This window comes from Aestuarium zhoushanense (assembly GCF_056431045.1).
This window is the reverse complement of record NZ_JBWKMA010000022.1, coordinates 204,106-231,064: the sequence shown is the minus strand read 5'-3', so window position 1 is coordinate 231,064 and position 26,959 is coordinate 204,106. Positions and strand designations below refer to the sequence as shown.

Sequence of the window (26,959 nt, the reverse complement as noted above, 5' to 3'; positions counted from 1 at the left end):
GGATCATGGAATTCGGATTTACTACAGCGGCCTATGTGGTCGCGGCTGTCCTCTTCATCCTGTCGCTTGGCGGTCTGTCGGGTCAGGAAAGCGCTAAACGCGCAGTATGGTATGGCATCGTCGGTATGGCGCTGGCGGTTGCAGCAACCCTCGTTGGCCCTGGCGCTGGTCTGTGGTTGCTGTCTGTCCTGCTCATCATCGGCGGTGGTCTGATCGGCTACTACGTCGCGATGAAAGTTCAGATGACAGAGATGCCGCAGCTGGTTGCTGCAATGCACTCTCTTGTTGGTCTGGCGGCTGTGTTCGTTGGCTTTATCGCACACTTCGAACTTTCGAACGTGATGCATGTTATGGGCAGCATGTCGCACACGCTGTCTGAGGCTGGCAAACAGTCGATGATGCATGACATGCACCTCGGTGCATTCGCTGAACTGCTGGCGCACAAAACGCCTGTTGAACAGAGCATCCTGCGTGTTGAACTGTTCCTTGGTATCTTCATCGGTGCTGTGACCTTTACGGGTTCGGTGATTGCCTATGGCAAGCTGGCTGGCAAAGTGTCCTCGGCTGCGACCAAGCTTCCGGGTGGTCACATGCTGAATGCGGGTGCGGCGATCCTCTCGGCGCTCTGCCTTGTTTGGTACTTCAATACGGGTGGTATGCTGCCGCTGGCAATCATGACCCTCGCGGCGCTGTTCATCGGCTATCACCTGATCATGGGTATCGGTGGCGCTGACATGCCCGTCGTTGTGTCGATGCTGAACTCCTACTCTGGTTGGGCTGCGGCTGCGATCGGTTTCTCGCTCGGCAACGACCTTCTGATCGTTGTGGGTGCGCTGGTTGGTTCCTCGGGCGCGATCCTGTCCTACATCATGTGTAAAGCGATGAACCGTTCGTTCGTTAGCGTTATCCTTGGTGGTTTCGGCGGCACTGCTGGCCCAGCGATGGAAATCGAAGGCGAACAGGTTGCGATTGATGTTGATGGTGTGGCTTCCGCTCTGGAAGAAGCTGACAACATCATCATCATCCCGGGCTACGGTATGGCCGTTGCACAGGCACAGCAGTCGGTCTCTGAACTGACCAAGCGTCTGCGCGCACGTGGTAAGAACGTTCGCTTTGCGATCCACCCTGTTGCAGGTCGTCTGCCGGGTCACATGAACGTTCTCTTGGCTGAAGCGAAAGTTCCTTATGACATCGTTCTTGAAATGGACGAGATTAACGAGGACTTCCCTGAGACCGACGTTGCGATCGTTATCGGTTCGAACGACATCGTGAACCCAGCCGCCCAAGAAGACCCGAACAGCCCAATCGCGGGTATGCCGGTTCTGGAGTGCTGGAAAGCGAAACAGGTATTCGTATCCAAGCGTGGTCAAGGCACTGGCTACTCGGGCATCGAAAACCCGCTGTTCTACAAAGAGAACACTCGCATGTTCTACGGCGACGCGAAAAAGTCGCTCGACGAACTGCTCACCAAAATCCAGTAACTTTCACAGTTACGCACAGAAAGCCTCGCAGAAATGCGGGGCTTTTTTCGTTGCGCCTTGTGGTATGCTCCTTATGCGAACAGGGAGGAAACCAATGGACCGCAGAACTTTTGTGGCCAGCGTAGCGGCATCTTTTGCTGCGGCCCCTGCGTTGGCTGAATTGGTGCTGAGGGATGATGGGCTGCACGATCAGCCGTTCTTTCTCGATAGTTTTTTAGAGCTTGCCTATGATCATGAGGAGGCCGCTGCGAACGGGCGTGGGCTGTTGATCATCTTTGAACAAAGGGGTTGCCCCTATTGCCGCGAATTGCATGCGGTGAATTTTCAACGACCTGAAATCACCGACTACATGAGCCAGAACTTTGATGTGGTTCAGTTGGATATGTGGGGGTCGCGTGCCGTTCTGGACTTTGACGGCGAAGAAATCGAAGAGCGCGAGCTTGCGCAAAAATGGGGTGTGAACTTCACGCCCACTCAGGTGTTTTTCCCTGCCGTGCGTGTCGGGGCAACGGATCTACGCAGTGCCGAAGCGTTCCGGCTTCCGGGCTATTTCAAACCGTTCCACCATCTCTCTGCCCTCGAATACGTTGCCGAAGGACAGTATGAGGTCCAGCCGTTCCAGCGATACCTTCAGGACAAATTCGCAGCCCTTGCAGAGCAGGGGATCGATCCTGACGTTTGGTGATTAGAAACGGCGTTTGAACGGACGGCGGATGACTTTGGGCGCGGGCGCAGGGACATCAATCTCGCGCCATTCGCCTAGCCCCAGCCCTTCGACGGTCCAGTCTGCAATCTGCCACCGCACGAGCCTTAGGGTGGGGAAACCCACCGCTGCCGTCATGCGGCGCACCTGACGGTTACGGCCTTCGGTGATGGTGATCTCTATCCAAGTATCAGGCACCGTCTTGCGGAACCGTACGGGCGGGTCGCGTTCCCAGAGGGCAGGGGCATCGATCACCCGCGCCTTGGCTGGGCGACAGGGGCCATCGTTGAGCGTCACACCCTCACGAAGCGGCTGAAGGTCCGCGTCGGTCGCTGCCCCCTCGACGAGCGCGAGGTAGGTTTTCGGCTCTTTATACATTGGATTGCTGATTGCGGCTTGCAGTGGTCCGTTGTCGGTCAACAACAGCAGCCCCTCGCTATCCCGATCCAGACGCCCTGCAGGGTAGACGCCAGACGGCAGGCCGAACTCTGACAAGGTGCGGCGCGGGGTGGGGTTCTTTGCGTCCGTGAACTGGGTCAGAACGTCAAAGGGTTTGTTAAAGAGGATCAGTCTAGCCATGCTGTTGTCTTACCCTTGAATCCCTATCAGCGCCATTCATTGATTTGATCAAATCTACCCCGATGAAGCCCTTGAAAATAAGGGATTTGATCAAAAGACCGCTGATGCGAAAATTATTTTGCCCTCATGCAAATTTTCTCTTGAAACGACTCTGCGTTTGCATCACATGCCCGCTCACACAGACGCCAACGCACGCGCCTCTGGCCTCGGGCACATACCCGAGTGTTATGCAGCGACGGTAACGTCTCACTGGAAAACTGGTCGGGACCATTCTGGGACCGGGTCTTTTGGAGAGATGACCGATGACTGCACAATTTGCCGGGGCGGCTGACGCCACCCGTGTTTTTGATCCTTCCCGCCTTGATGCTTATGTCGCTGCGAACGATTTTGATCGCCCGACGCTCGTGATCGACGTTGATCGCGTTGAAGAGCAGTATAACGCTCTCAAAGCTGGCCTTGGCCGCGCTGACATTCACTATGCCGTCAAAGCAAACCCTGCGCTGGATGTGATCCACCGTCTGGTCCAAAAGGGCTCGCACTTTGACGCGGCATCGCGTGCAGAGATCGAAATCTGCCTGTCCCAAGGTGCACGCCCCGAAACGATTTCGTTTGGCAACACCATCAAACGTCCGTCGGACATCGCATGGGCATTTGAATCGGGCATCACCCTTTTTGCGGCAGACGCAGAGGAAGAGCTGGAAAAGATCGCAGAGTTTGCTCCGAACTCGAACGTCTATATCCGCCTGATCGTTGAAGTGTCTCAGGCCGACTGGCCGCTGACCCGTAAATTCGGCTGCGACGGCGATACGGCTGTGCGCCTTTTGGACTATGCGAAATCGCTGGGTCTGAACCCTGTTGGCTTCTCGTTCCACGTGGGCTCCCAAACCCGCGAAGCAGCGATGTGGGGGCCTTCCCTCGATGCGCTTGCGCAGATCTGGCACGCTGCAAAAGACGCAGGCCATGACCTGACCCTTCTCAACATCGGTGGTGGCTTCCCTGCGTTTTACAACGAACCGATCCAAGCCCCGACCGACTATGCTGCGGCTGTTATGGCTATGGTCGAAGAGAAATTCGGTCACGTTGAAACCATCATGGCAGAGCCTGGTCGTGGTATGGTGGCTGAGGCTGGCGTGATTGTCGCTGAAGCCCTGCTGGTGAGCCGCAAATCCGACCGTGACGTGCACCGCTGGGTCTACCTGTCGATTGGCCGTTTCTCGGGTCTTGCTGAAACCGAAGGCGAAGCGATCCGCTACCGCTTTGAAACCGCGCGTGACGACGATCCGATGGGGCCGTGCATCATGGCGGGTCCGTCCTGCGACTCTGCTGACGTGCTCTATGAAAAGCGTCCGATGCCGCTGCCGATGACCCTGCGGGCTGGTGATCGCGTTCTGATCCGCAACACAGGCGCCTACACTTCGACCTATTCGTCGGTCTGCTTTAACGGCTTCCCTCCGCTCGAAGTGGTTTGCATCTAACCATAAAATTGACTTAGCGGCACACAGTATACCAATGTGTGCCGCTAAGTATTTGTATTTAAGTAATTTTTTACTTGATATGTGATGATTGCTGGCTAGGCTGCGCGCTTATACTCTAAGGCTATGCAGACTATGACCGCGACATTCGAAGATCACCCCCTCCGCTACGCATTGGCAAACGAACTGCATGCGCGTCCTTTCCCTGTGATTAAGGCGCCGGGGCGGGCTGCGTATCTGGCGCTCAAGCCTGCACAGAATGCGGTTGGCCGTGACCGCGAGGCGGATCGTGCCCACCTTATCGCTCTGCTCGACCGATTTGGGGCCTCTCATCCGCAACCCGATGCGACCCATTATTTCGGGCAGATCGGGCGGCATTGGCTGAAATGGGAAAGTCATACGGAATTTGTGACCTATACCATCCTCGGTGAAGGTGTCGCCGACCGTCCGTATGATGCGGCGACCTTTGGGCTGTTCCCAACGGATTGGCTCGAATCCGCACCGGGGACGCGTATGACCTCTGCCCTGATCCGTATTGAGCCGATGCCGTCGGATGAGGATATCATCAAGCGCATCGACGATTGGTTCGTGCCAGAGAGCCTCGCTGTCAGTCGTATGTTGGATGGTGAGCTGATCGTTGCGGGTGATTTCAGGATCGATTCCGCGGGTCACATGCGCTTTGCCATATTCGCGGCCGAGGCGAGCGGGGAGCGTCGGATTGGCCGCGTCGTTCAACGCCTCTGCGAAGTTGAGACCTATAAAACCATGTCCATGTTGGGGCTTGCACGGGCGCGGTCCATCGGACCTGAATTGGGTAAACTAGAACAAAAGCTCACCGCGCTTGTCACAGGGATGAGCAATCCAGAGGTTGATGCCGCGGACACGCTACAATCGCTCTTAGATGTATCGGCAGGGCTAGAGCAGTTGATCGCGCAAACCTCGTTCCGATTTGGTGCGACGGGGGCCTATGAGACCATCGTGAACCAGCGGATTAGCATCATGCGCGAGGAACGCTTTGGTGGGCGTCAGACCTTTGGTGAGTTCATGATGCGCCGCTTTGATCCCGCGATGCGCACGGTGAAATCGACAGAGAAGCGCCTGAATGATCTGTCCGAACGGGCGATCCGCGCGGGCGATCTATTGCGGACGCGGGTCGATGTGGAACGGTCCGCCCAGAACCAAGCCCTGCTAACCAGCATGGACCAGCGTTCTGACCTGCAGCTCAGGCTCCAGCGCACGGTCGAAGGGCTGTCGGTCGTAGCGATCAGTTACTACGCGCTGAACCTTGTTCTCTATGTTTTGGCGCCAGTCGAAAAACTGTTCCACATTGAGAAATACTGGCTCTACGCGACAGTGACGCCGACCGTTGTGATTGCGGTTTGGCTGATCCTTCGCCGCATACAGAAATCCATGCACCACTAAGGGCAGGGGGCTTAGCGTCCCCTGATCCGTGGGTCGAGCGCGTCGCGCAGGCCGTCCCCGATGTAGTTTACCGCCAGGACGGTCAGCGAAATCGCAAGGCCCGGCCAGATGACGCGTTCGGGGAAGCTCTCCATTCGGTCGACGCTGTCAAAGAGCAATTTTCCCCATGTCGGGAAATCCGACGGGAAGCCGAGGCCGAGGAACGACAGCGCGCTTTCGGTGATGATCGCGGTGGCGAGGCCGAGCGTAGCCGAGACCATGATCGGTGACAGTACGTTAGGCAGCAGGTGGCGCGTGATGATCCTGCGCGACGGTGCACCGATGGACCGCGCCGCGAGCACATATTCCCGTTCCTTGATCGTCAGCACATCGCCACGCACGATCCGCGCGGTGTTCATCCATGATGTGATCCCGATCCCCGTTACGATCAACAGGAAGATACCCAACTCAGGCCCAAAGGCTGCCCGCAAGGCGTCGCGGAACAAGAGCATCATGACGAGGAGGAGCGGCAGGAGCGGCAACGACAGAACCAGATCGGTAAAGCGCATCAATGGCCCGTCCAGTCGTTTGAAATAGCCAGCAAGAACGCCAACCAAGGTGCCGATGATCAGCGACAGCAACATCGCCGTCCAACCCACCGCAAGCGAGATCCGCCCACCATACATCAGGTTTGCCAGCACATCGCGGCCAAGGTTGTCGGACCCCAGCGGGTGGTTCCATCCCCATTTTTCGCCGAACAACATGCCGACGTAGAACGGACGCATGTTCTTGTTTCGAATGTCAGACTTGGTCGGGTCGAGATCCCAAAGGTAGGGGCCGACAATAACAAAGAGCGTGATGAAAATCAGAAATCCAAGGCCGATCATCGCCCCGCGGTGTTGGCGGAACTGATCCCAGATTTCCCGTGCCTGCGACGGTGTTTTTACGAGGGTTGCATCAGTCATAGCGGATCCTCGGGTCGAGCAGGCCGTAGAGGACATCTGCAATTAAGTTAAAGAGAACGATCAACACGGCAAAGATAAAGGTCAGGGTCATGACCATCGGAATGTCGTTGCCTTGAACGGCGAGGATCAACAGTTGCCCCAGCCCGTTCACCTTGAACACTTGTTCGGTGATAATCGCACCGCCAAAGACTTGGGGGACACCCAGTGCGATCACGGTCACCACGGGGATCATCGAATTGCGCAGCACGTGCCGCAGAACGACGACCTTTTCGTGCATTCCTTTGGCGCGGGCGGTGCGGACGTAATCTTGGCCCAAGTTGTCGAGCATGGAAGCCCGCATGAAGCGGCTAATTTGGGCTGCGTTATAGAGGGCAAGTACAAACACGGGCATCGCCATCTGTTTGATTTGCTGGCCGAGCGTGGCCCAGCTATCGACGACCAAGGTCGTGTCATAGATCGACGGGAACCAGCCGAGGTTCACGGAAAAGATCACGATCAGAAGGACGCCTGTAAAGAAGGTCGGGACAGAGAACCCAACCATCGAGATAAACGTGCCGATCTGGTCGAACCATGAATACTGATAATAGGCCGACGCGATACCAATGGGCAGCGCGATCAAGACGCCAACCACATAGGACATACCCACCACCCAGAGGGTCTGGGGGATACGTTCGGCGATAATGTCAAAGACGGGGCTTTTCGATTGGAATGAAATGATACGCTGCGCTCCTTCGGCAAAGTCGGTGCCAAAGAGGCCATCAATCCAATACTGCGGCTCGACCACAAAGAACTGATAGAGCCAGAGATAAAACCGCACCCACCAAGGCTGATCGAGGCCCAAAGCTTCGCGCATACGTTCTTTGACTTCGGGCGGGATCGACATTGGCATTTGGGCCATCGGATCACCGGGGGAAAGCTCAAGAAGCAAGAAAATCACCAACGCAATAAAGAGAAGCGTCGGGATGGCCAGCAGAAGCCGTCGGATCGTGTAAGTCAGCATGAGTGGGGTAATCCGCTGCGGTCAGGATAGTTTAGGCGCGGCAGGTAACCCGCCGCGCCCGTTAGGATTATTCGCTACGGAACCAGTCAGCAGCGTTCCACAGTTCAGAGTCCCAAGTGTTCAGGACAACACCGCCCAGCGTGTTGGATTTCGCGGACACACGGCCACGGTCCACAAGCGGGATGATGATGTTGCTGTCTTTGGTCAGGTAGTCGTTCATCGCACGTGCCAGCGCACCGCGAGCTTCCAATTCACCTGTTTGACCCAGTTCAGTGATCATCGCGTCATAGGCTGGATCACAAACGCGGTTGATGTTCTCACCTTGCCACTGAGTGTCTGGGCTCGGGATCTGGTCGCATTTGTAAGCGGACAGATAGGCCTGCGGGTCAGTGCCTGGGAAGTTGTTCGCATACATCTCTACGTCAGCATAGAAACGCTGGAAGGTGTCTGGCGAACCTGGGTCACCACCAAAGTAGACCGACGCGTCGATGTTGCGCAGTTCAACCGACAGACCGATTTCTTCCCACCACTCTTTGATCAGGGCTTGGAAGTCCTGACGCACAGCGTTGGTCGAGGTCTGGTAGAGGATTGTCATCGGCTGACCATCGGGTGTCTCACGCACGCCGTCGCCGTTGGTGTCCACATAGCCACCCTCGTCGAGAAGCGCTTTCGCGCGGTCCAGATCTTGGGTCAGACATGCGGTGTTGTCTGATGCATAAAGAGCAGGCGCAGGCACGAGGTTACAAGTCGCGCGACCTGCCTGACCGTAGCCAACCTCGACCAGCAGATCGCGGTCGATTGCGATGGACATCGCTTCGCGCACGGCTGGGTCAGAGAGGTAGGGGTGCGGATGCGCAACGGTCGAACGTTCGCCCTCGGGAAGGTCCGGCGATGGGTTGGTGAGGTTGATCTCGATGCGTTCAACCAGCGTGCCGAAGCCAGAGATCGGTTCACCTTTGCCGCCAGCGGCCAGTTCTTCGATCACGTCAGGTGCAAGCTGGAGGTTCCACGCGTAGTCAAATTCGCCAGTTTCCATAACAGCGCGACCCGCTGCCATCGCATCACCGCCACCCTTGAGAGTTGCAGTCGCAAAGGCAGGCTTTGCGGGATCACGATAGTTCGCGTTGGCAACGAACTGGATCACGTCGTTCACGCGGAAGTCGGTGACAACGAACGGACCTGTGCCAACTGGCATAAAGTTCGCGTCGGTGCAGGTCGGAGCATTCGCGCCGAGACAGTCAGCAAACTGAGCCGCCTGAATGATCGGGCTCTCGTGACCAACGAAGGGCTGGTAAGGGTTCGGCATCGGGTATTCGAATTTGACGACCACGGTGCGGTCATCCGCAGCCGTTACGCTTTCGATACCGACGAATTTAGCGCCCTGCGCACAGCCACCACCTTCGGCGGTGCAATATTCATAGGTAAAGACCACGTCGTTCGCGGTCACTGGGCTGCCATCGGACCACAGCAGACCCTCTTTGATGACCCAAGTGATCTGGGTGAGGTCTTCGGTTACGCCACCGTTTTCAACGGTCGGCACGCTTTCGGCGAGGTAGGGGACCATCGCGCCGTCTTGGTCATAGCGTGCAAGCGGTTCGAGGGTCAGGGATGCTGCCTCGATGTCCTTTGTGCCGCCCGAAAGATACGGGTTCATGGTGGACGGCGCTTGCCAATAGATGATGTTCACATGGCCGTCGCTTCCGCGCTCGGCAAAGGCGGGTGCGGCGGCAAGGCCAACAACAGCGCCCATTAGGATCGTCTTAAGTTTCATTTTCCTCTCCTATTGTGATGGCCGATAGGCCGTTAGGGACGGGTGTGATCCCGCTCTTCAGTTTTGATAAAGGTGGCAGGCCGTAACGTGTCCGGGGGCTAGCTCCACCGACGCTGGTTCGACCTCTTTGCAGATGTCCATGACCTTTGGGCAGCGCGTACAGAAGTTGCAGCCCTTGGGTGGGTTGGACGGGGACGGAACATCGCCCTGCAACACAATCCGTTCCCCACGTGAATCAGCCGAAGGGTCGGGTTCTGGAACCGCAGACAACAGCGCCTGCGTGTAGGGGTGTTTGGGCGCGGTGTAGAGAACGTCAGACGGTGCGATCTCTACGATTTTGCCCAGATACATGACGGCCACGCGGTCCGCGATGTGGCGGACCATCGATAGGTCGTGGCTGATAAACAGATAGGTCAGGCCGAACTGCTCTTGCAGGTCCTCAAGCAGGTTCACGACTTGCGCCTGAATGGACACGTCCAGCGCGGCGATCGGTTCGTCACAAACGATGAACTTTGGGTTCAGAGCCAGCGCACGCGCAATCCCAATCCGCTGCCGTTGTCCGCCTGAAAACGCATGGGGATAACGGCCTGCAAAGGCGCGGTTCAAACCCACCGCGTCCATCAATTCCAGAACCTTTTCGCGTTTCTCCGCCGCAGACAGTGTTGTGTGTTCGTCGATAGGTTCACGAAGGATCGCCTCAACCGTCATACGCGGGTTGAGCGAGGCTTGCGGGTCTTGAAACACCATCTGCATGACCGGGCGCATTGATCGCAGGTCGGATTGATCCTTGGTGCCAATCTCTGCACCATCAATCGTAATCTCGCCCTCAGTGATGTCATAGAGCCGCAGAACAGCACGTCCGCAGGTCGATTTCCCGCAGCCAGATTCACCGACGAGGCCGAGCGTTTCGCCCTCGAACACATCAAACGACACGCCATCGACGGCTTTAACTTCGCCCGTGCGTTTGCGGAACAGGCCAGAATAGATCGGGAAATGCATTTTTAGGTCGCGAACGCGAACCAGCGGGGTGGGGGCGTCAAACATGGGCGACCTCTGGTTCTACGAGGAAACAGGCCGCATCATGGCCGTTGCCAATCCCGTATCTTGCAGGGTTTTCCGTGCCACAGCGCGGCATCGCTTGCGGACAACGATCGCGGAAGGAACAGGCGCTCGGCGCTGAGGATAGGATCGGCGGTTGCCCTTCGATTACTGTCAACCGTTTCGCACGTTCGCCCGACAGGGACGGCACCGTTTTCAGCAGGGCCTTTGTGTAGGGATGCTGCGGATTGCGGAACAATTCCTTAACAGGCGCATGTTCAACGATTTGCCCGCCATACATGACCATCACCCGATCCGCGATGCCCGCAATCACGCCAAGGTCATGGGTGATCCAGATCACGGCCATTCCCAAACGGTCCCGCAAGTCCTTCATCAGTTCAAGGATCTGCGCCTGAATGGTCACGTCGAGCGCTGTTGTCGGTTCGTCCGCGATCAGAACCTTAGGATCACAGGCCAACGCGATGGCAATCATCACGCGCTGACGCATCCCGCCCGAGAATTGGTGAGGGTAGTCGTCTAACCGTCTCGCGGCATCTGGAATGCCAACCAGTTCTAACAACTCTTGCGCACGCTTCTTTGCATCCCGTTTGGACAGGCCCATATGGGTCCGAAGCGGCTCCATGATCTGGAAGCCAACGGTGAATACGGGGTTCAAGGACGTCATCGGGTCCTGAAACACAAACCCAATTTCACCGCCACGGACAGTGCGCAGTTCATCATCCGATAGTTGTAAAAGGTCCCGCCCGTCAAACATCGCGCGGCCATTTCGGACCTCTGCAGGCGGCATCGGCAGCAGCTTTAGCAGCGACATCATCGTCACCGATTTGCCTGATCCGCTCTCACCGACCACACCCAATAGCTCCCCCGCGCGGAGGTCGAAATCGACGTGATTGACCGCATGGATTTCACCCTTGCGGGTATTGAAAACGGTCTGAAGCCCCTCCACGCTGAGGATGGGCTTAACAGTGTCTGGCATGAGGCGACCCTCCGCAAGTGGTTCAAATCAAAGTAGAAAACGTCCGCACTTTGATCTGTGAAACGTAGAATTTGACCAAACGGTAGCATGAAAAAGCTGACTCGCAAGACGAATTTGTGACAGTTGCAGACTGACCTTACGAAACCATGAGGTGTGATCGCTGAAACCCTTTGTTGCTAAAGATTTAAGCGTTTGGTCAAAAATTTACGTTGCCCCACGCTAAAGGCTTGCGAAGGTGAAGTTGGCGGGTCAGCTTTGGGGTGAGAGGTAAAAATGATCAAATTCCCGATTCTTGACTCATCTCCAGTTGAACACGATGCGCCTCTTCCTGATGCGGCTGACGTAGTGGTTATTGGTGCAGGTGTCGTCGGTGTGATGACCGCGTGGGAACTGGCGCGTCAGGGGCAAAAAGTCGTGCTCTTGGAAAAGGGGCGCGTGGCCTGTGAGCAGTCGTCACGGAATTGGGGCTGGATACGGGCGCAGGGTCGTGATCCTGCGGAGCTGCCCATCGTTATGGAAGCGCGGCAGATCTGGCGTGATATGGCGGCAGAAGCTGGCGAAGATATTGGTCTGCGGACAAGCGGCGTTGCCTACCTCGCGCGACGTGAAAAGGACTTGGCCGATTTTGAGGCTTGGATGCCCTATGCCCGCGATGCGGGGCTCGATACTCGCATGCTGACGCGGGCTGAGACGGCTGAACTGATGCCCTCAGATAAATGGGCGGGGGCGATGTATACGGCCTCTGACATGAAGGCAGAGCCGTGGTTGGCTGTTCCTGCGATGGCGCGTGCCGCTGCGCGGGCGGGCGTGGTGATCCGCGAAAATTGCGCGGTGCGCGGGTTGGACATCGCGGCAAGGCGTGTCGCTGGTGTTGTGACTGAGGCGGGCCGTGTTGCGGCGGATCGGGTTGTCCTATCGGGGGGCGCGTGGTCGTCGTTGTTTCTGCGCCGTCACGGTATTTCGATCCCACAACTGTCCGTGCGGGCGACCGTTGCCGCGACGACGCCGTTGCCAGAGGTCTTTGCGGGCGGTGGTGTAGACGATCAGATCGCATTCCGCCATCGCGCCGACGGGGGGTATTCCCTAGCATCGGGTGGGTTCCATGAGCTGTTCATCGGGCCAGACGCGTTTCGGGCGCTGCCGAAATTTCTGAAACAATTGGCCGAGGACCCGTTTGGGACGCGCTACAAACTCTGCGCGCCCAAGGGCTATCCCGATGCGTGGACGACCCCGCGAAACTGGGCTGACGATGAACCGTCCCCGTTCGAGGCGATGCGCATCCTGAACCCCGCGCCCAACCTGCCTATCATCGAAGATATCCGCCAAAAATTTGCCGAAGCCTTCCCGCAATTGGGTGAAGTGAAAATCGCGACCGCTTGGGCGGGGATGATTGATACGATGCCTGATGTGGTGCCGATTGTGGACCATGTGCCGACCCTGCAAGGGCTGACCCTCGCGACAGGCATGTCGGGCCATGGGTTCGGCATCGGGCCAGGGATCGGGCGGGTGACGGCACAATTGGTGAACCGGCAAACCCCGTCGCATGATCTAAGCCGTTTCCGCTTTGGACGTTTCACCGATGGGAGCCCCATCGATCTCGGACCAAGTGTCTGACCCCTTGAACCGCTGCGTGCTTTGCACCAGTTTTGAATTAATGATCAAAAGAATGGAGGGGCAGATGCCCGTCAAAAACCGCCTAGCTGAACTGCACCATGAGATCACCGAATGGCGACGGGATCTGCACGAACACCCCGAAATTCTGTTTGAAACCCATCGCACCGCTGCTGTTGTTGCTGAAAAGCTAGAGAGCTTTGGTTGCGATGAGATTGTCACGGGCATCGGGCGCACGGGCGTTGTTGGCGTGATCAAAGGCAAGACCGACACCAAAGGCATGGTGGTCGGCCTACGCGCGGACATGGATGCGCTGCCGATCCTAGAGGCAACTGGTCTGCCTTATGCGTCGAAGACCGAGGGCGCGATGCATGCTTGTGGCCACGATGGTCATACCGCGATGCTCTTGGGCGCTGCGAAGTACCTTGCGGAGACGCGGAATTTTGACGGCACGGTCGTCGTGATCTTCCAGCCCGCCGAAGAAGGCGGCGGCGGTGGTCGCGAAATGTGCGCGGATGGCATGATGGATCGTTGGAATATCCAAGAGGTCTACGGCATGCACAACTGGCCCGGTGTTCCTGCTGGAACATTCGCCATTCGTCCGGGTCCGTTCTTTGCTGCGACCGACCAGTTCAAGATCGTCGTTGAAGGGCGGGGCGGTCATGCGGCGAAACCACACGAGACGATTGATCCCGTTGTTACATCGGCGCAGATCATCACCGCGCTTCAATCCATCGCGAGCCGTAATGCTGATCCCGTCGAACAGATCGTTGTGTCGGTCACATCCATTGAAAGCAGCTCGACCGCGTTCAACGTGATCCCGCAGCGCGTGACGCTCAAGGGCACCGTGCGCACCATGTCCCGTCACAACCGCGATCTGGCCGAGGATCGACTGAGCAAAATCGCAGACCTCACCGCGGCCGCAATGGGGGCGAAGGCCGAGGTGAATTATTATCGCGGCTATCCTGTGATGGTGAACCACGAAGAACAGACCGCCTTTGCGGCTGAGGTGGCGACATCCGTGTCGGGGGGCTGTGCTGAGGCGCCTCTTGTTATGGGCGGTGAGGACTTTGCCTATATGCTAGAGGAACGGCCAGGGGCCTATATCCTCGTTGGGAACGGGGACACCGCGATGGTGCACCACCCCGAATATAACTTTAACGACGAAGCCATCCCTGCGGGCTGTAGCTGGTGGGCGGAAATCGTTGAACGGCGGATGCCAGCCGCCTGATCCCGTTGCAGAAACGCGCCGCATGTGCCATTCCAGAATAAAGTATTGGGAGGTCACATGCGGATTGCGGTGATCGGTGCTGGCTCAATCGGTAGGCGCCATTTTGATAACCTTGTTTCTCTCGGCATCGACGCTGTTCAGGTGCCATATCGCAGCTATCGCCCTGACGTTCTGGATGGCTGCGACGCTGCTGTGATTGCGACCGCGACGGACGTTCGCACGGGTCCGATTGCGGATGCGGCGGATCGCGACCTTCCGATGTATATCGAAAAACCGCTCGCATTTCGGGCGGCTGACTTGGCAGAGATTGATCGCCTGACGGCAAAAGTTGCAGATCGCACCATGCTCGGCCTCATGATGCGTTATCACCCTGCGTTCCGCGCCTTGGCTGATCTGGATATGTCGAGCGCGGTGCGTTTTAGCCTAGATATCGGGCATGACGTCACGCAATGGCGGCAAAACTGGAAATTCTCGGAAAGCTATGCGGCGAAGGCTGACGGCGGCGGCGTGCTGCTGGACCTCTGCCACGAGATCGACATGGCGTCGGTTCTGTTCCCCGACCTCACGCTCAAAACGGTCACATCCGTTGGTCATCCGAACTACGATGCCGTTGATTTTTCATCGCGTCTGACCTTGCAGACGCGGGCAGGGGCCGAAGGGTCGATTGGGATGGATTATCTGACCCCGCAACTGCACCGTCGCACCATCGTCTATGGCATCGATGCGATCTACGATTTCGACTTTGCGGCTCAACGCTACGAAGTCAAAGACGCGGCAGGCGCCCGCCTAATTGATCTGCCGCTCGAACGGAACGAGATGTTCGTGGGGATCACACGCGATTGGATTGCGCTCCTTGAGGGGCGCGAAACCACAAACCGACTGCTGCCACGCATTGACCGCGTGACCGCCAGTACAGCGCTCACCGCTGCCGCTTGGGAAGCACGGCAGTTCATCGGGCACATCACAAAGGAGATCCCATGATTTTGGGTCATATCGGCGTCCGCAAGGGCTCTAAGGGCGTTCCGCGTAAGAACTTCAAACCGATCTGCGGTAAGCCCCTGATCGACTGGTCGCTGGAACAATTGCTCGAACATCCGCAGGTGGATGCGGTCGTTGTCTCGACCGATGATGAAGAGATTTACGAACACGCCGTTGCCAAGGGCACGCTGGCGATTGGGTTGCGGCCTGATCACCTCGCCACGGATGCGGCGGGGAAATGGGGCGTATGGCAGCATGCGCTTGAGGCGTCCGAGGCACTGATCGGCAAGGTCGATGCGTTTCTGGACCTCGACGCGACATCACCATTGCGGTTGCCGTCGGACATCACAGACGCGCTGGCGCTCTATCATGCAGAGCACCCCGATATGGTCATGTCTTGCTGTGAGGCGCGCAAGAACCCGTATTTCAACCTCGTGGAACCCGATGAGACGGGCGCGTTGCATGTGTCGAAACCTCTCCCCGGTGGGGTGGTGGCGCGTCAGGCCGCACCGACCGTCTATGAACACGCGGCAAGCACATATGTGGTTAAACCCGACTACCTAAAGACCGCGAAATCGCTCTATGAGGGGCGCGTCATTCCCTATCTGATGGATGCAGATCGTTGCGTTGATATCGATAGCCCGTTTGATTTCAAACTCGTAGAATTCCTACTTAATGACCGACTGAAAGAGGCATCCAATGGCTGATCAACTCAACGGCCGCACGGTTTTCATCACTGGCTCTGGCGGTGTTCTGGGCTCGACCTATGTGCGTCGGATGCTGGATGAAGGCGCGCGCGTCATCGCCTCTGACCTTAAGGGCCACCGCGCGGATGCGCTGGTTGAAAAGCACGGCTCGAACGAGAACTTCCGTTTCTATGACCTAGACGTTGGCGACGAGGACGGCTGTTCCGAGATTTTCAAACGCATTCTGGCCGATGGTTGGGAGCCGAACGTCGTTCTGAACAATGCGGCGATCACGGGCGAGTTGCTGATGGGCGCGGGCAAACCGTTCCCTGATTTTGCGGACACCAGTGTCGAAGATTTCGAACGCACCCTGCGCACGAACCTGACAGGCGCGTTTATGATCGCGCGTCAGATGGACCGTGACATCGTCGGCAAATGGCCCTGCACGCTGATCAACGTCGCGTCGATGTATGCGCTGAACGGCGCACACCACCCGATTTATGACGGCATGCCGTTCAAGAACTTCTCGGCCTATGGCGTGACCAAAGCGGGTATTCATGGCCTGACCGTTTGGCTGGCTGGCTACTGGGCACCCCGCAAGGCGACGGTGAACACCATTGCGCCGGGGGCTGTGTTCAACAATCACTCCGAAGAATTCCAACGCCGCGTGGGCGAATTGATCATGGCGGGCCGCATGTGCGAGCCCGACGAAATCGCGGACGTGATGTTGTTCCTCGCCAGCCCGCAGTCGGGCTACATGACAGGCCAGTTGGTCAACGTCGATGGTGGCTTTAGCGCGTGGTAAGCGCGTCAATCGCGGCGAGCGTTTTTTGAACGGCGCCCGTGTGTTCGGTAAAGAACGCGTCAATCTGATCGGGGTCGGCCTGCGGGTCGGCCCCGATTGCGTTTATCAATTCGTCTGTTGACTGAACGTGGGTGCAAACGCCTGCGGTAATTGCCTCAACAGCGGGGTATTCGATGGTGTGGATATCTGGCCCGACAATCACTGGTTTCTTCATCGCCAGCGGTTCGATGACGTTATGTGCGCCGTAAGGGGTAAAGCCACCGCCAACAATGACCTTATCCGCCATGGCGAGGTAGAAATACATCTCGCCAATGCTGTCGCCCAAGAGGACATCGACCTGTGGCGCGTTACCCCGGCATTGCAGAAACGCATCGAAACAGGCCGTGCGGTTCACCACGTAAAGTCCCGCATCACGGAGCATCGTTGCGACTTCAGCAAAGCGTTCAGGCTTGCGCGGCACGTAGACAAAGAGCGGGGGGTTGTCGCCGCGTGTCGCCTTAATCGCGTCGATATAAACCTCGTCTTCGCCCTCGACGGCGCTAGCGATGGTGATCACGGGTCGATTAGGGGCCATCCACGCGCGCGCCGCGACACCAGCGACGGGCAGCTCAGCAGGGATTGGTTGTTCGAACCGTGTTTCCCCTGTGATGGCGATATTGGTGACGCCAACGCTCGCAAAACGGTCACGTTGAAGTGCGGATTTCACCAGAGCACCCGCAAAGCCGCGCATCAGGTCGGCGCGGGCAGGGGTTTTGGTTTGATCGCGTTCATAGCTCTTGGACGGGTATTGCGCGTTGCACATAAAGAGTGGCACGCCTTTGCGACGACATTCGGTGATCATCGCGGGCCAAATCTCGACCTCCATCACCAGCCCGTATTTCGGGGTGAAAGCGCGAAAGAATTTGGCATAGGTCCAGCGGAATTCGAACGGCACCCAAACCGCGCGAAGTCGTCCAGTGGCGATCTCATCGGCAAAGACACGCTCGGCCTCACGGCGCCCTGTGGGGGTGAAGTGGGTGGTGACAACCGTTTCGCCACGGTCGAGAAGCGCCCGAACCAGAGGAACCGCGCTGCGCATTTCGCCCAGTGAAACCGCATGGATCCAAACCGATTTCGGCATCGGTTTGTGAGTTCCAAAGCGTTCCTTAAGGTGCTGGAAATAAAGTACATCCTTCTGTCCGCGACGCCACAGGTAAATCAGGATCAGCGGAGATCCGATAATCCAAGCCGCCTTGTAGAGCGAAAGCCAGCGGCGTAATCGCGGAGTGGGGAACTGTGCAATCATTGCGTTAGTTTATCAACGAAACGAGACGGGCCGCTAGATCAAGTTTTCGATCCCGCTCTGCGGCGATCAATGTCGTCGCGGCACGTGTTTGCGCAGAGAGCGTGGCGGGGTCCAAGGCGACGATATCTGTCGACCCGTTGATGGCTAGAGCGCCACCGACACCGTCGAGCATTCTGTAGTCAAATGCGAAATTCGCGGTGCGCGGACCGTGGAGGACGGGGCAATTCAGGTTGACGGCTTCCCACGGGTTATGGCCCTCAATGTCGCAGAAGGTGCCACCGATCAGCGCGAACTCTGCCATCCGATACCAGAGCCCCATTTGTCCAAAGCTGTTGTCGATGATGACATCTGCATCCCGCAGCGATGCGCTATCTGCGCCAATGGCCACCTTTAACCCGCGTTCTGTCGCCGCCGCGACGATGTCGTCGGTGCGCTTTGGACGACGTGGCGCAATCACCAAGAGGCTACCCGTTCGTTGGGTTTGGGCATCGAGCGCAATCGCTTCGTCCGCAGGGTGGCTCGACGCGCAGAGCCATAGTGACCGCCCGTTCAGGCCTCGTTCAATCGCAGCGCGTTCTACAGGCCAATCAGACAAAGGCGGGGCAATCGGTTTGAGCGATCCCGAAACCGTCACATCGCGACCGCCAAGTTTGGTCAAGTTCGTGGCAGTTTCATCATCTTGGGCATCGATGATCGCGATCCGAGAGAGTGCGGCGCCGTAAACCTCAGCGGCCTTGGCCCGTTTCTCAAACGCATCGTTGTTAAGACGAGCGTTGACGATGGCTTGCCCAATCCCACGTTCCGCCACCCGCCAGACCATTGCTGGCCAGAGGTCTTGTTCGGCCCAGATCGCAAGGTCAGGTTTCCAGTGGTCGAGGAACCGATCCATTGCATTAGGTAGATCAATGGGGAGAAACTGATGGACCGCGCCCTCAATCGGGTTGCGATCCCATGCTTTGGCCGAATTGAGCGCGGTCGAGGTCACCAAAAACTGCAGGTCTGGCCGCATCTCGCGCATCATGAGGATCAACCCGCGCAGGGCCATAACCTCGCCCACGCCAACGCCGTGCATCCAAATGAGTGGCCCGTTGGGGCGGTGGGCGCTCGGGTAGCCGAGCTTTTCACGCCAGCGCGTCGGGTGTTCTTTGCCGCGTTTGAGCCTGCGTTTGAGGATGATCGGCGCAATGGGTTCGATCACACCCGTCGCAATCATCAAAAGACGCAGGGAAAACGGTGGCTTACTCACTGTCCGTAAACGCTTTTTGCAAGGAGCCTGACCAGAAACTCTCTGTCCCGAGGATCGTCATGAAACGCTCTGCGGCGCTGCCTTCGCCAAAGGCCGCATGGCGGTCATAGCGATTGCCCCAGTTCGAGGCGAGGAACTCTGCAATCGCGGCACGGTCATAGGCCGACACATGACGGATGCTTTCGGCCTGTGCGCGGTTCGTCTGGCGGGTGCCCACGTCCAAAGACGGGATGCCGATAAACGGAGCCTCGCGCACGCCCGCGCTGCTGTTCCCGATCATCGCCGAGGCATTGCGCATCAGTTCCGAGAAATGGGCAAAGCGCATGGAGGGAAGGATGCGGAACCGATCCTTGGGCAGGGTGTCCATTGCAGCCAGAATACCATCCGTTCCGGGATCGTTGTTCGGTGCGATCACGACGTAGGATTTACCAGAGGCTACCAGTTCCGCATACAGCGACGCGGCCTGATCGCCCATGGTGTCGGCCTCAGAGGTGACGGGATGGAAAACCACGATGCCAAAGTCGTCAAACGGGATGGCATAGCGCGCTTTCACGTCGTCAATCGTCACGCCCGACGGTTGGGAATGGAAATCCAACTCAGGTGAGCCGATCACATGGATCGCCCCTTCGGGTTCACCCAGCGCCATAACGCGGCGGCCTGCATCCTGCGAGGACACGAAATGGTGGCTCGCGAGTTTGGAGTTACAGTGACGGAACACCTCGTCAATCGTTCCCGACACTTCGCCACCCTCGATATGCGCCGAACGGATGTAGTTGGTGGCGCAGACCAGCGCACAAGCGAGTGCTTCGATCCGATCGCCGTGGATCACGACAAGGTCGGGTTTGTGCTCCATGCAGAAGTCGGAAAACCCGATCACAGTTTTCGCAAGGATCATATCCTGCGGATCACCCGCCCGTTGGTTCAGGAACTCATGCACCTGAACGCCGGGGACGCGATGAACCTCAATCTTCGTCATGCCGTATTGTTCGAGCATATGCATGCCCGTCACAAAAAACGACACATCAAAGCCCGCGTCGCGGCACGCAATCGCAAGTGGCTCTAGCTTGCCAAAATCGGCACGAGTGCCAGTGACGAAGAGAATGGAACGGGTCATGACTGCTCTTTTAGCGCAAAGGGTTAGCGAAATGCTAACGCAAATCGCTCCACTTTAGCTGGGTGTTCCGCGTCACAGCACGGGTTAGCGTTTTGCCAACGACCTTATCAAACTCGTAGCCAGCGATTTCACCGGAACCAGGGCGACGGGCCCAGATGTCGGCTTCGGTGATGACGTGGCCTTCGGGGAGGTCCTTATCCGCGACGACCGAGGCGCGGGCGAAGGCGTAAACAGGCTCTTCGGCTTCGGTGCGTTGTTTGGGGTTGTTCGCTGCGATCCAAATCTCTTTGGAGCGGTCGATGATGTGGCGCAGTTCGGACGGGTCCATCGAGTTGATGATGTCTGGCCCCTTGCGGTAGCGGGTATCGGTATAGTGGCGTTCAAGGATGCAAGCACCCAAAGCCACCGACGCCAGCGCCATTTCCGGCCCGATCGAGTGGTCAGAGAAACCGACCACCGCATTCGGGAACGCGTTTTTCAGGTCGGTGACACCACGCAGCGAAACGATTTCGGCAGGCGACGGGTAGAGGTTCGTACATTCGAGGAGAGCGTACTCAACGCCCGCATCTTCGAGGATTTGAACCGAGGCGCGGATCGTGTCGATTGTCTGCATCCCTGTTGACATAATCACTGGTTTGCCCTTCTTCGCGATATGGCGAATGAGGGGGAGGTTATCCGCCTCACCAGAGCCAATCTTATAGGCAGCAACGTCCAGTTCCTCGAGGAAGTCGGCAGCGGCGCGGCTGAACGGGGTCGAAATCCAGATCATGCCCAGTTCTTCGGAATAGCGTTTCAGCTCTGCTTCTTCGTCTTTGGACAGGGCGCAACGTTCCATCACGTGCCAGATCGACACGTCCGCGTTCGGCGGGAAGATCGACTTTGCCTCATCGGTCATCTCATCTTCGATGATATGGGTCTGGTGCTTGATCATCTCACAGCCAGACAAAGCAGCGAGGCGCACCATTTCCTTGGCCACGTTCAGGTCGCCGCCGTGGTTGATACCGATTTCAGCGATGACGAGAGGGGGGTAGTCAGGTCCGATTTTGCGGCCAGCGATTTCCATGGGTAACTCCAAAACGAATTTGTCCTAGACCTAAGCGGGAACGGGGCGTCCTGCAATCGTCAATCTGGGCATGAAAGGTTGCATTCTGAGGCCCCATAGCCCAAATGATGCCAGCGAACGATAAAGGGCAGGGTATGCTAAAGAACCTCTGGAATAAGGCGAAGGCTTGGGAAAAAGCCCGCAATAAATCCTATGAAAAGCCCATCGTGACCGCAGAAGACCGCGAGCGCGCACACTATTACGCGAAGTGGATTGACCACGGGTTCCTACGCGTGCGTTGGACAAATTTCGACCAGATCGCCGAAGGGGTTTATCGGTCTAACCATCCTAGCCCTGAACGTATGGCCGAAATGGCGGAGATGGGGATTAAGACGGTAATCAATCTTCGGGGCGGCGCGAATATCCCAACATCGCTTCTATCGGCTGAGGCGGCTGAAAAATATGGGATGAAAGTCATCACGATCGGTATGTCCGCCCGTAGCGCCCCGAACCCCGATCAGATCGTTAAATTCATGGATGTCATGGAAACGGCCGAAAAGCCGGTTCTGATCCACTGTAAATCGGGTGCTGACCGCACGGGGCTCGCCGCTGTGATTTACCTGACCGAGATGCTGGGCGTGGCGGTCGAGGACGCCAGCGCACACCTCAGCAGCAAGTATTTGCATTTCAAATGGTCGAAAACGGGCGTGCTGGACCTGTTTTTCGAAAACTATCGCAAAGCTCATGACGCGACGGGCATCGGCCTGCGCGAATGGGTAACGACCGTTTACGATCAGGATGCGTTGAACCGCGAATTTGCGGCGCGTTAACCGCCTGTGTGGCTCATGTGGCGGCTGACGCGGCCATCGACCGTCTGACGCGAATAATCAAAATCGTGGCCTTTGGGTTTCAGACCAATCGCGCGGTGAATGGCGGCCTCTAGCACAGCGTCGTCATTTGACGCGCGGAGCGGTTCGCGCAAGTCGGAATGACCTTCTTGCCCCAGACAGGTGTAAATCTCGCCCGTGCAAGTGATCCGCACGCGGTTACAGCTTTCGCAGAAGTTATGCGACATCGGCGTGATGAGGCCGATCTTTTGGCCTGTTTCTTCGATCCGGATATACCGCGCAGGCCCGCCTGATCGTTCCGCCAGATCGGTGAGGGTAAACCGTTCGGCCAGTTGTTTGCGTAGATCGTTCAGCGACCAATATTGGCCCAGACGATCCTCGTTCCCAATATCGCCCATCGGCATCACCTCGATAAAGGTGAGGTCCATGTCACGTTCGGCGCACCAGCTCTGCAGGGTAAAGAGTTCGTCCTCGTTGAAGCCCTTCAGCGCAACCGCGTTGATTTTAACGCGCAGTCCCGCCTTTTGTGCGGCATCAATCCCTTTGATCACTTGGGGCAAGCGACCCCAGCGGGTGATGTCGGCGAATTTCTGATCGTCGAGCGTATCGAGCGACACGTTCACCCGCCGTACACCCGCCGCATAGAGGTCGTCCGCGTATTTTGCCAGCTGACTGCCGTTTGTGGTCAGCGTCAGTTCCTTGAGCGCACCACTGTCGAGGTGGCGCGTCATGGCATTGAAAAATGTCATGATCCCGCGCCGAACGAGCGGTTCGCCGCCCGTAATCCGCAACTTTTCGACGCCAAGACCGATAAAGGCGCTGCACAGCCGATCCAGTTCTTCGAGCGTCAGGAGGTCCTTTTTGGGGAGAAACTCCATATTCTCGGACATGCAGTAGACGCAGCGGAAATCGCAACGGTCAGTGACGGACACCCGAAGGTATTTAATCGCGCGTGCGAAGGGATCAATGAGCTGCTTTTCCATGACGGCGAAGGTAGGGCGGTGCATGGGCTCCTGCAAGGGGCAAGCGATAGGTGATTTTTATCTATCCGACCAAAGTCGCGCTCTAGTCTTTTATCAAACGGAGCGCTTCTTTGCGGGCAAAGGGCTTCATCGCGGCGCCGTGGGCGTCGATAAAGCTGCGCACCCGATCTGGATCACGTTTCGACAGATCGCGCAGCCACCAGCCGATGGCCTTTTGAATGAACCAATCGTGGTCGCGTACATAACTGCCTGCCCAATCGAGAATGCGTTCACGGATCGCGAGGTCGGCCTCTTTGGGGAAGGTCATTTTCGTCCACGGTAAGGTGATGACAAGGGCTGCGCGGCGGGTCCACATATGGGGCGAGACAGTCCAGGTTTCGACCTGATCAATCCGCGAGGGATCAGCAATCAGGCGTTTTTCACCTGATTTGCAAACGTGATCGGCGATGGCCCAGCCGTCAAAATCGGGCACCCATGATGCGATCAAGTCCCACGCCTCTGTGTCGTCAGGGCGGATGCGTGCTTGTTCCAGAAGTTTAGCGGCGAGGATGCGTGTCTCGTGACTATCAGCGGCCCAGAGGTCGGCGCAGAGCGCGAGGCGTTCGTCCAGCGTCACAGCCTCGCGGATTTCTTTGGACAGGTCCGTGAGAACGGGCACTTTGATCCCCAAAACGCGGCGCGTGGTCTTGTGGTATTTCGCCATTTCAACCGCGTCAGCGGGATTAGCTAGCGCATCGAGTTGGGCGAGGATATCGTCGATGGTCATATCAGTCCCGTGGCTTTTCGAGTTGCCATGTGAGGTGCGTTTTCACCGTAGGCCATTCATGCGCAAGGATCGAATAGACGCAGGTATCGCGGAGCGATCCATCAGCCATCACCATATGCGACCGAAGTACGCCATCGAGTTTCGCGCCAAGCCGTTCAATCGCAGCGCGGCTTTGATGGTTCATGAAATGGGTGCGGAATTCGACAGCGTTGCAGCCCAACGCCTCGAACGCGTGAGTGAGCATCAGCCGTTTGACTTGGGTGTTCATCGGGCCGCGCTGGACCGACTTGCGATACCATGTGGACCCGATTTCCAGACGCTTATTATCAGCGTCGATGTTCATATAAGTCGTCATGCCGACGGCCTTGCCCTCGGGGGTGAGGATCGCGAAGGGCAGCATCGATCCCTCGTCCATTAGACCCAAACGACGATCAATTTCTGCCTCAACCCCATCGGGGGCAGGGATCGTCGTGTACCAGAGCTTCCACAACTCGCCGTCAGCGGCGGCCTCAATCAGATCTGTTGCGTGGTCTTGGCTTAGCGGAGCGAGCGTGACGGCGGTATCCGAAATCGTAATAGGTGCGGGCCACATCAGATATAATCCTCAATTCCAGTGGGTTTGCCGTCAATCGTGACGCGGTTCTTCTCGTGCCAATAGTCGTGAATGCCTGCCTCGCCTTTGCCGTCCGACCACGTGTCCAAGGTCTCACGATGACCTTGGTGATCGAAATAGGGGACGGCATAGCCACACGAGGTCTGTACGAGGTCGACGTTCAGGTCGTAGATTTGTCGTGCACCCACATGAGCGTCAAAATGGCTGTTCAGCTCTGCCCAATCCGCGTCCCCAACATGAACCGCGCGCGCGCTGCCATAGGCGCGCAGGATCAGGGGGCGTTTTTCGAACCCGCACCACATGACCGTCATTCGAGTGTTTTCGCGAAGATGCCCCGCCGTTTCATTGCCGGACCCCGTCAGGTTCCGCCAGATCAGACGATTAGGCCCCAGAATGCGCAGGCTGTCTCCGCCCTTGGGTGACAGATTGACCCGACCATCCGCCGCTGCGGTCGCAACAAAGTAGATGTGCTGCGCTTCGGCAAATCCGCGAGTGTTGTCATCAAAGGACGGAAACTGTTTTGCCATTATTCGACCGTCACCGATTTCGCGAGGTTGCGCGGCTGGTCCACGTCGGTGCCTTTGGCAACGGCTGTGTAATAGGCCAACATTTGCGCAGGGACCGCATAGAGGATCGGGGCAAGGTAGTCGTCGACTTCTGGCATGATCAAGGTCTGCCAGACGCCTTCGCCTGCCTCATCCGCGCCTTTCTTATCCGTGACCAAGAGGACCTGACCACCACGGGCCATGACCTCTTGCATATTGCTCACGGTCTTGTCGAAGAGCGCATCACGCGGCGCCATAACGATTACTGGAACGTGCTGATCCACAAGGGCGATGGGCCCGTGTTTCAATTCGCCCGATGCGTAAGCCTCAGCGTGGATGTAGCTGATTTCTTTGAGTTTCAGCGCACCCTCAAGCGCGAGCGGATACATCTGACCGCGACCCAAGAACAGGATGTCACGTGCCTCTGCCAGTTTGTGCGAAAGCGTTTCACAACGGGCTTCGATGGTCAGTGCAGTGTTCACGATCCCAGGTAGGGCACGCAGGGCGGTGATCTTTTCCGCTAGGTCGGCATCGGTCAAACGACCGCGCTGACGGGCGGCACTGAGGACCAGCATAGCGAGGGTCATGAGCTGGTTGGTGAAGGCCTTGGTCGAGGCAACGCCAACTTCAACGCCAGCAAGGATCGGTAGGACCAGATCGCTTTCCCGAGCGATAGAGCTTTCGGGTACGTTGACCACGGCGACGATCTTGTCCGCTTTGCCCGCGCAATAGCGCAGGGCGGCGAGGGTATCAGCGGTTTCGCCAGACTGGCTGACAAAGAGCGCAACAGTGCCTTCGGTAATCGGCGGCTCGCGGTAGCGGAATTCGGATGCCACGTCGATTTCGACGGGCAGGCCAGCGATCTGTTCGAACCAATATTTGGCGACGTTACAGGCGTAGAACGCGGTGCCACAGGCGACCATCGTCAGACGATTGATCCGAGTGAAATCTAGGCCGCCATCAGGCAGAGTGACGGTATCGCCTTTGATATAACGGTTCAGCACTTCGGACATGACGACCGGCTGTTCGGCAATCTCTTTGGCCATGAAGTGTTTGTAGCCACCTTTGTCGATGCGGGCCGCGTCGATGTTGACCTTGCGCACTTCGCGGTTGACCTGCTCGCCATCCGCGTCCCGAATTTCGAGCGAGGTGCGGGTGATCACCGCCCAGTCGCCTTCGTCGAGGTAGGTGATGGTGTCGGTGAGCGGCGCGAGCGCAATTGCATCAGACCCAACGAACATCTCACCAGTGCCGTGACCAATGGCGAGGGGACTGCCCTTGCGTGCCGCGATCAACAGATCTTCTTCGCCTTCAAACAAAAGACAGAGCGCATAGGCCCCTTCGAGGCGGGCGATGGTGTTCTGTGCGGCCTCACGGGGGCTTTGCCCCTGCGCCACGAAATGCTGCGCGAGGAGTGCGACAGTTTCGGTGTCAGTATCGGTTTCATGAGCTATGCCATGTTCCGCGAGGAATTCGCGCAGTTCGCGGAAGTTTTCGATGATGCCGTTATGAACAACGGCGACTTTGCCCGAACGGTGCGGGTGCGCGTTGCCTTCGGTGGCGGCGCCGTGTGTGGCCCAACGGGTGTGACCAATACCTGCCTTACCAGCAAGCGGTTCATGCACCAGACGGTCCGATAGGTTGACCAGTTTACCAACCGCCCGACGACGATCCAGAACGCCGTTATTCACGGTCGCAATACCCGCAGAGTCATACCCGCGGTATTCAAGCCGTTTCAACGCTTCCACCAAAATTGGCGCGGCTTCGTGATTGCCGAGAACTCCTACAATCCCACACAT

At 57.5% G+C, this 26,959-nt stretch carries 25 protein-coding genes; 10 read left to right on the top strand and 15 right to left on the bottom strand.

What is annotated here, in order from left to right:
* Window positions 1-5: 5 nt before the first annotated feature.
* Both AC07ED_RS08615 and AC07ED_RS08610 read left to right on the top strand, forming a co-directional pair.
* Entirely contained in the window at window positions 6-1,481 is a 1,476-nt protein-coding gene (locus AC07ED_RS08615) for an NAD(P)(+) transhydrogenase (Re/Si-specific) subunit beta (protein ID WP_105235425.1), read from the top strand.
* Window positions 1,482-1,575: 94 nt separating this feature from the next.
* A complete protein-coding gene (locus AC07ED_RS08610; protein ID WP_158664531.1) occupies window positions 1,576-2,166 on the top strand; it encodes a thioredoxin family protein in 591 nt (196 codons plus the stop codon).
* On the opposite strand, the gene AC07ED_RS08605 is transcribed toward AC07ED_RS08610, so the two are convergent.
* On the bottom strand, window positions 2,167-2,763 hold the full coding sequence (locus AC07ED_RS08605; RefSeq protein ID WP_105235423.1) for a pseudouridine synthase: 597 nt from the start codon (window positions 2,761-2,763) through the stop codon (window positions 2,167-2,169).
* A gap of 302 nt (window positions 2,764-3,065) precedes the next feature.
* Here AC07ED_RS08605 and AC07ED_RS08600 point away from each other — a divergent pair, with 302 nt between their 5' ends.
* Both AC07ED_RS08600 and AC07ED_RS08595 read left to right on the top strand, forming a co-directional pair.
* The gene (locus AC07ED_RS08600) at window positions 3,066-4,238 is read left to right on the top strand and encodes a type III PLP-dependent enzyme (RefSeq protein ID WP_105235422.1); all 1,173 of its coding nucleotides are present in this window, start codon (window positions 3,066-3,068) and stop codon (window positions 4,236-4,238) included.
* Between the two features lie 123 nt (window positions 4,239-4,361).
* Window positions 4,362-5,657 carry a DUF3422 domain-containing protein gene (locus AC07ED_RS08595; RefSeq protein WP_245918059.1) on the top strand — a complete coding sequence of 432 codons (1,296 nt, stop codon included), beginning with the start codon at window positions 4,362-4,364 and terminating at the stop codon, window positions 5,655-5,657.
* 11 nt (window positions 5,658-5,668) lie between these two features.
* Here the strand turns inward: AC07ED_RS08595 and AC07ED_RS08590 are convergent, their stop codons facing one another.
* The 5 genes from AC07ED_RS08590 to AC07ED_RS08570 all read right to left on the bottom strand — a co-directional run bounded on the left by AC07ED_RS08590 (window position 5,669) and on the right by AC07ED_RS08570 (window position 11,407).
* Complete coding sequence (locus tag AC07ED_RS08590) at window positions 5,669-6,601, bottom strand: ABC transporter permease (RefSeq protein WP_245918058.1); 933 nt, start codon at window positions 6,599-6,601, stop codon at window positions 5,669-5,671.
* The gene (locus AC07ED_RS08585; RefSeq protein WP_105235419.1) at window positions 6,594-7,601 is read right to left on the bottom strand and encodes an ABC transporter permease; all 1,008 of its coding nucleotides are present in this window, start codon (window positions 7,599-7,601) and stop codon (window positions 6,594-6,596) included. The genes AC07ED_RS08590 and AC07ED_RS08585 overlap by 8 nt, the downstream gene beginning before the upstream one ends.
* Window positions 7,602-7,668: 67 nt before the next feature.
* The gene (locus AC07ED_RS08580; RefSeq protein WP_105235418.1) at window positions 7,669-9,372 is read right to left on the bottom strand and encodes a peptide ABC transporter substrate-binding protein; all 1,704 of its coding nucleotides are present in this window, start codon (window positions 9,370-9,372) and stop codon (window positions 7,669-7,671) included.
* Between the two features lie 57 nt (window positions 9,373-9,429).
* Entirely contained in the window at window positions 9,430-10,416 is a 987-nt protein-coding gene (locus AC07ED_RS08575) for an ABC transporter ATP-binding protein (protein WP_105235417.1), read from the bottom strand.
* Window positions 10,409-11,407 carry an ABC transporter ATP-binding protein gene (locus AC07ED_RS08570; protein WP_105235416.1) on the bottom strand — a complete coding sequence of 333 codons (999 nt, stop codon included), beginning with the start codon at window positions 11,405-11,407 and terminating at the stop codon, window positions 10,409-10,411. The genes AC07ED_RS08575 and AC07ED_RS08570 overlap by 8 nt, the downstream gene beginning before the upstream one ends.
* A 273-nt stretch (window positions 11,408-11,680) precedes the next feature.
* Between AC07ED_RS08570 and AC07ED_RS08565 the strand changes: the two genes are divergently transcribed.
* From AC07ED_RS08565 to AC07ED_RS08545, 5 genes are all read left to right on the top strand, one after another.
* Window positions 11,681-13,021, top strand: a complete 1,341-nt coding sequence (locus AC07ED_RS08565; protein WP_105235415.1) for an NAD(P)/FAD-dependent oxidoreductase — start codon at window positions 11,681-11,683, stop codon at window positions 13,019-13,021.
* A 64-nt stretch (window positions 13,022-13,085) separates the two neighbouring features.
* Window positions 13,086-14,249: a M20 aminoacylase family protein gene (locus AC07ED_RS08560; protein WP_105236368.1), complete on the top strand. Its 1,164-nt coding sequence runs from the start codon at window positions 13,086-13,088 to the stop codon at window positions 14,247-14,249.
* A 57-nt stretch (window positions 14,250-14,306) separates the two neighbouring features.
* Window positions 14,307-15,230: a Gfo/Idh/MocA family protein gene (locus AC07ED_RS08555; protein WP_105235414.1), complete on the top strand. Its 924-nt coding sequence runs from the start codon at window positions 14,307-14,309 to the stop codon at window positions 15,228-15,230.
* Entirely contained in the window at window positions 15,227-15,934 is a 708-nt protein-coding gene (locus AC07ED_RS08550) for an acylneuraminate cytidylyltransferase family protein (protein WP_105235413.1), read from the top strand. Before AC07ED_RS08555 ends, AC07ED_RS08550 begins: the two co-directional genes overlap by 4 nt.
* Window positions 15,927-16,718, top strand: coding sequence for an SDR family NAD(P)-dependent oxidoreductase (locus AC07ED_RS08545; RefSeq protein ID WP_105235412.1), 792 nt, complete (start codon window positions 15,927-15,929; stop codon window positions 16,716-16,718). Before AC07ED_RS08550 ends, AC07ED_RS08545 begins: the two co-directional genes overlap by 8 nt.
* Here the strand turns inward: AC07ED_RS08545 and AC07ED_RS08540 are convergent.
* From AC07ED_RS08540 to AC07ED_RS08525, 4 genes are read right to left on the bottom strand one after another with little or no spacing between them, the layout of a single operon-like run.
* Window positions 16,705-18,003 carry a 3-deoxy-D-manno-octulosonic acid transferase gene (locus tag AC07ED_RS08540; protein WP_105235411.1) on the bottom strand — a complete coding sequence of 433 codons (1,299 nt, stop codon included), beginning with the start codon at window positions 18,001-18,003 and terminating at the stop codon, window positions 16,705-16,707. The genes AC07ED_RS08545 and AC07ED_RS08540 overlap by 14 nt on opposite strands.
* A 4-nt stretch (window positions 18,004-18,007) precedes the next feature.
* Complete coding sequence (locus AC07ED_RS08535; RefSeq protein WP_158664530.1) at window positions 18,008-19,249, bottom strand: glycosyltransferase N-terminal domain-containing protein; 1,242 nt, start codon at window positions 19,247-19,249, stop codon at window positions 18,008-18,010.
* Window positions 19,242-20,363, bottom strand: a complete 1,122-nt coding sequence (gene neuC / locus AC07ED_RS08530) for a UDP-N-acetylglucosamine 2-epimerase (protein WP_105235409.1) — start codon at window positions 20,361-20,363, stop codon at window positions 19,242-19,244. The genes AC07ED_RS08535 and neuC overlap by 8 nt, the downstream gene beginning before the upstream one ends.
* A gap of 34 nt (window positions 20,364-20,397) precedes the next feature.
* Window positions 20,398-21,426: an N-acetylneuraminate synthase family protein gene (locus AC07ED_RS08525; protein WP_105235408.1), complete on the bottom strand. Its 1,029-nt coding sequence runs from the start codon at window positions 21,424-21,426 to the stop codon at window positions 20,398-20,400.
* A 107-nt stretch (window positions 21,427-21,533) separates the two neighbouring features.
* Here AC07ED_RS08525 and AC07ED_RS08520 point away from each other — a divergent pair, with 107 nt between their 5' ends.
* Complete coding sequence (locus AC07ED_RS08520) at window positions 21,534-22,235, top strand: fused DSP-PTPase phosphatase/NAD kinase-like protein (protein ID WP_158664529.1); 702 nt, start codon at window positions 21,534-21,536, stop codon at window positions 22,233-22,235.
* Here the strand turns inward: AC07ED_RS08520 and moaA are convergent.
* From moaA to glmS, 5 genes are all read right to left on the bottom strand, one after another.
* A complete protein-coding gene (moaA, locus tag AC07ED_RS08515) occupies window positions 22,232-23,236 on the bottom strand; it encodes a GTP 3',8-cyclase MoaA (protein ID WP_105236367.1) in 1,005 nt (334 codons plus the stop codon). The genes AC07ED_RS08520 and moaA overlap by 4 nt on opposite strands.
* A gap of 82 nt (window positions 23,237-23,318) precedes the next feature.
* Window positions 23,319-24,002 (bottom strand): DNA alkylation repair protein, encoded by a 684-nt coding sequence (locus tag AC07ED_RS08510; protein WP_105235406.1) that lies wholly within the window; start codon window positions 24,000-24,002, stop codon window positions 23,319-23,321.
* A 1-nt stretch (window position 24,003) separates the two neighbouring features.
* Entirely contained in the window at window positions 24,004-24,594 is a 591-nt protein-coding gene (locus tag AC07ED_RS08505; RefSeq protein ID WP_105235405.1) for a GNAT family N-acetyltransferase, read from the bottom strand.
* Window positions 24,594-25,142, bottom strand: coding sequence for a pyridoxamine 5'-phosphate oxidase family protein (locus AC07ED_RS08500; RefSeq protein WP_105235404.1), 549 nt, complete (start codon window positions 25,140-25,142; stop codon window positions 24,594-24,596). The genes AC07ED_RS08505 and AC07ED_RS08500 overlap by 1 nt, the downstream gene beginning before the upstream one ends.
* Complete coding sequence (gene glmS / locus AC07ED_RS08495; RefSeq protein WP_105235403.1) at window positions 25,142-26,959, bottom strand: glutamine--fructose-6-phosphate transaminase (isomerizing); 1,818 nt, start codon at window positions 26,957-26,959, stop codon at window positions 25,142-25,144. The genes AC07ED_RS08500 and glmS overlap by 1 nt, the downstream gene beginning before the upstream one ends.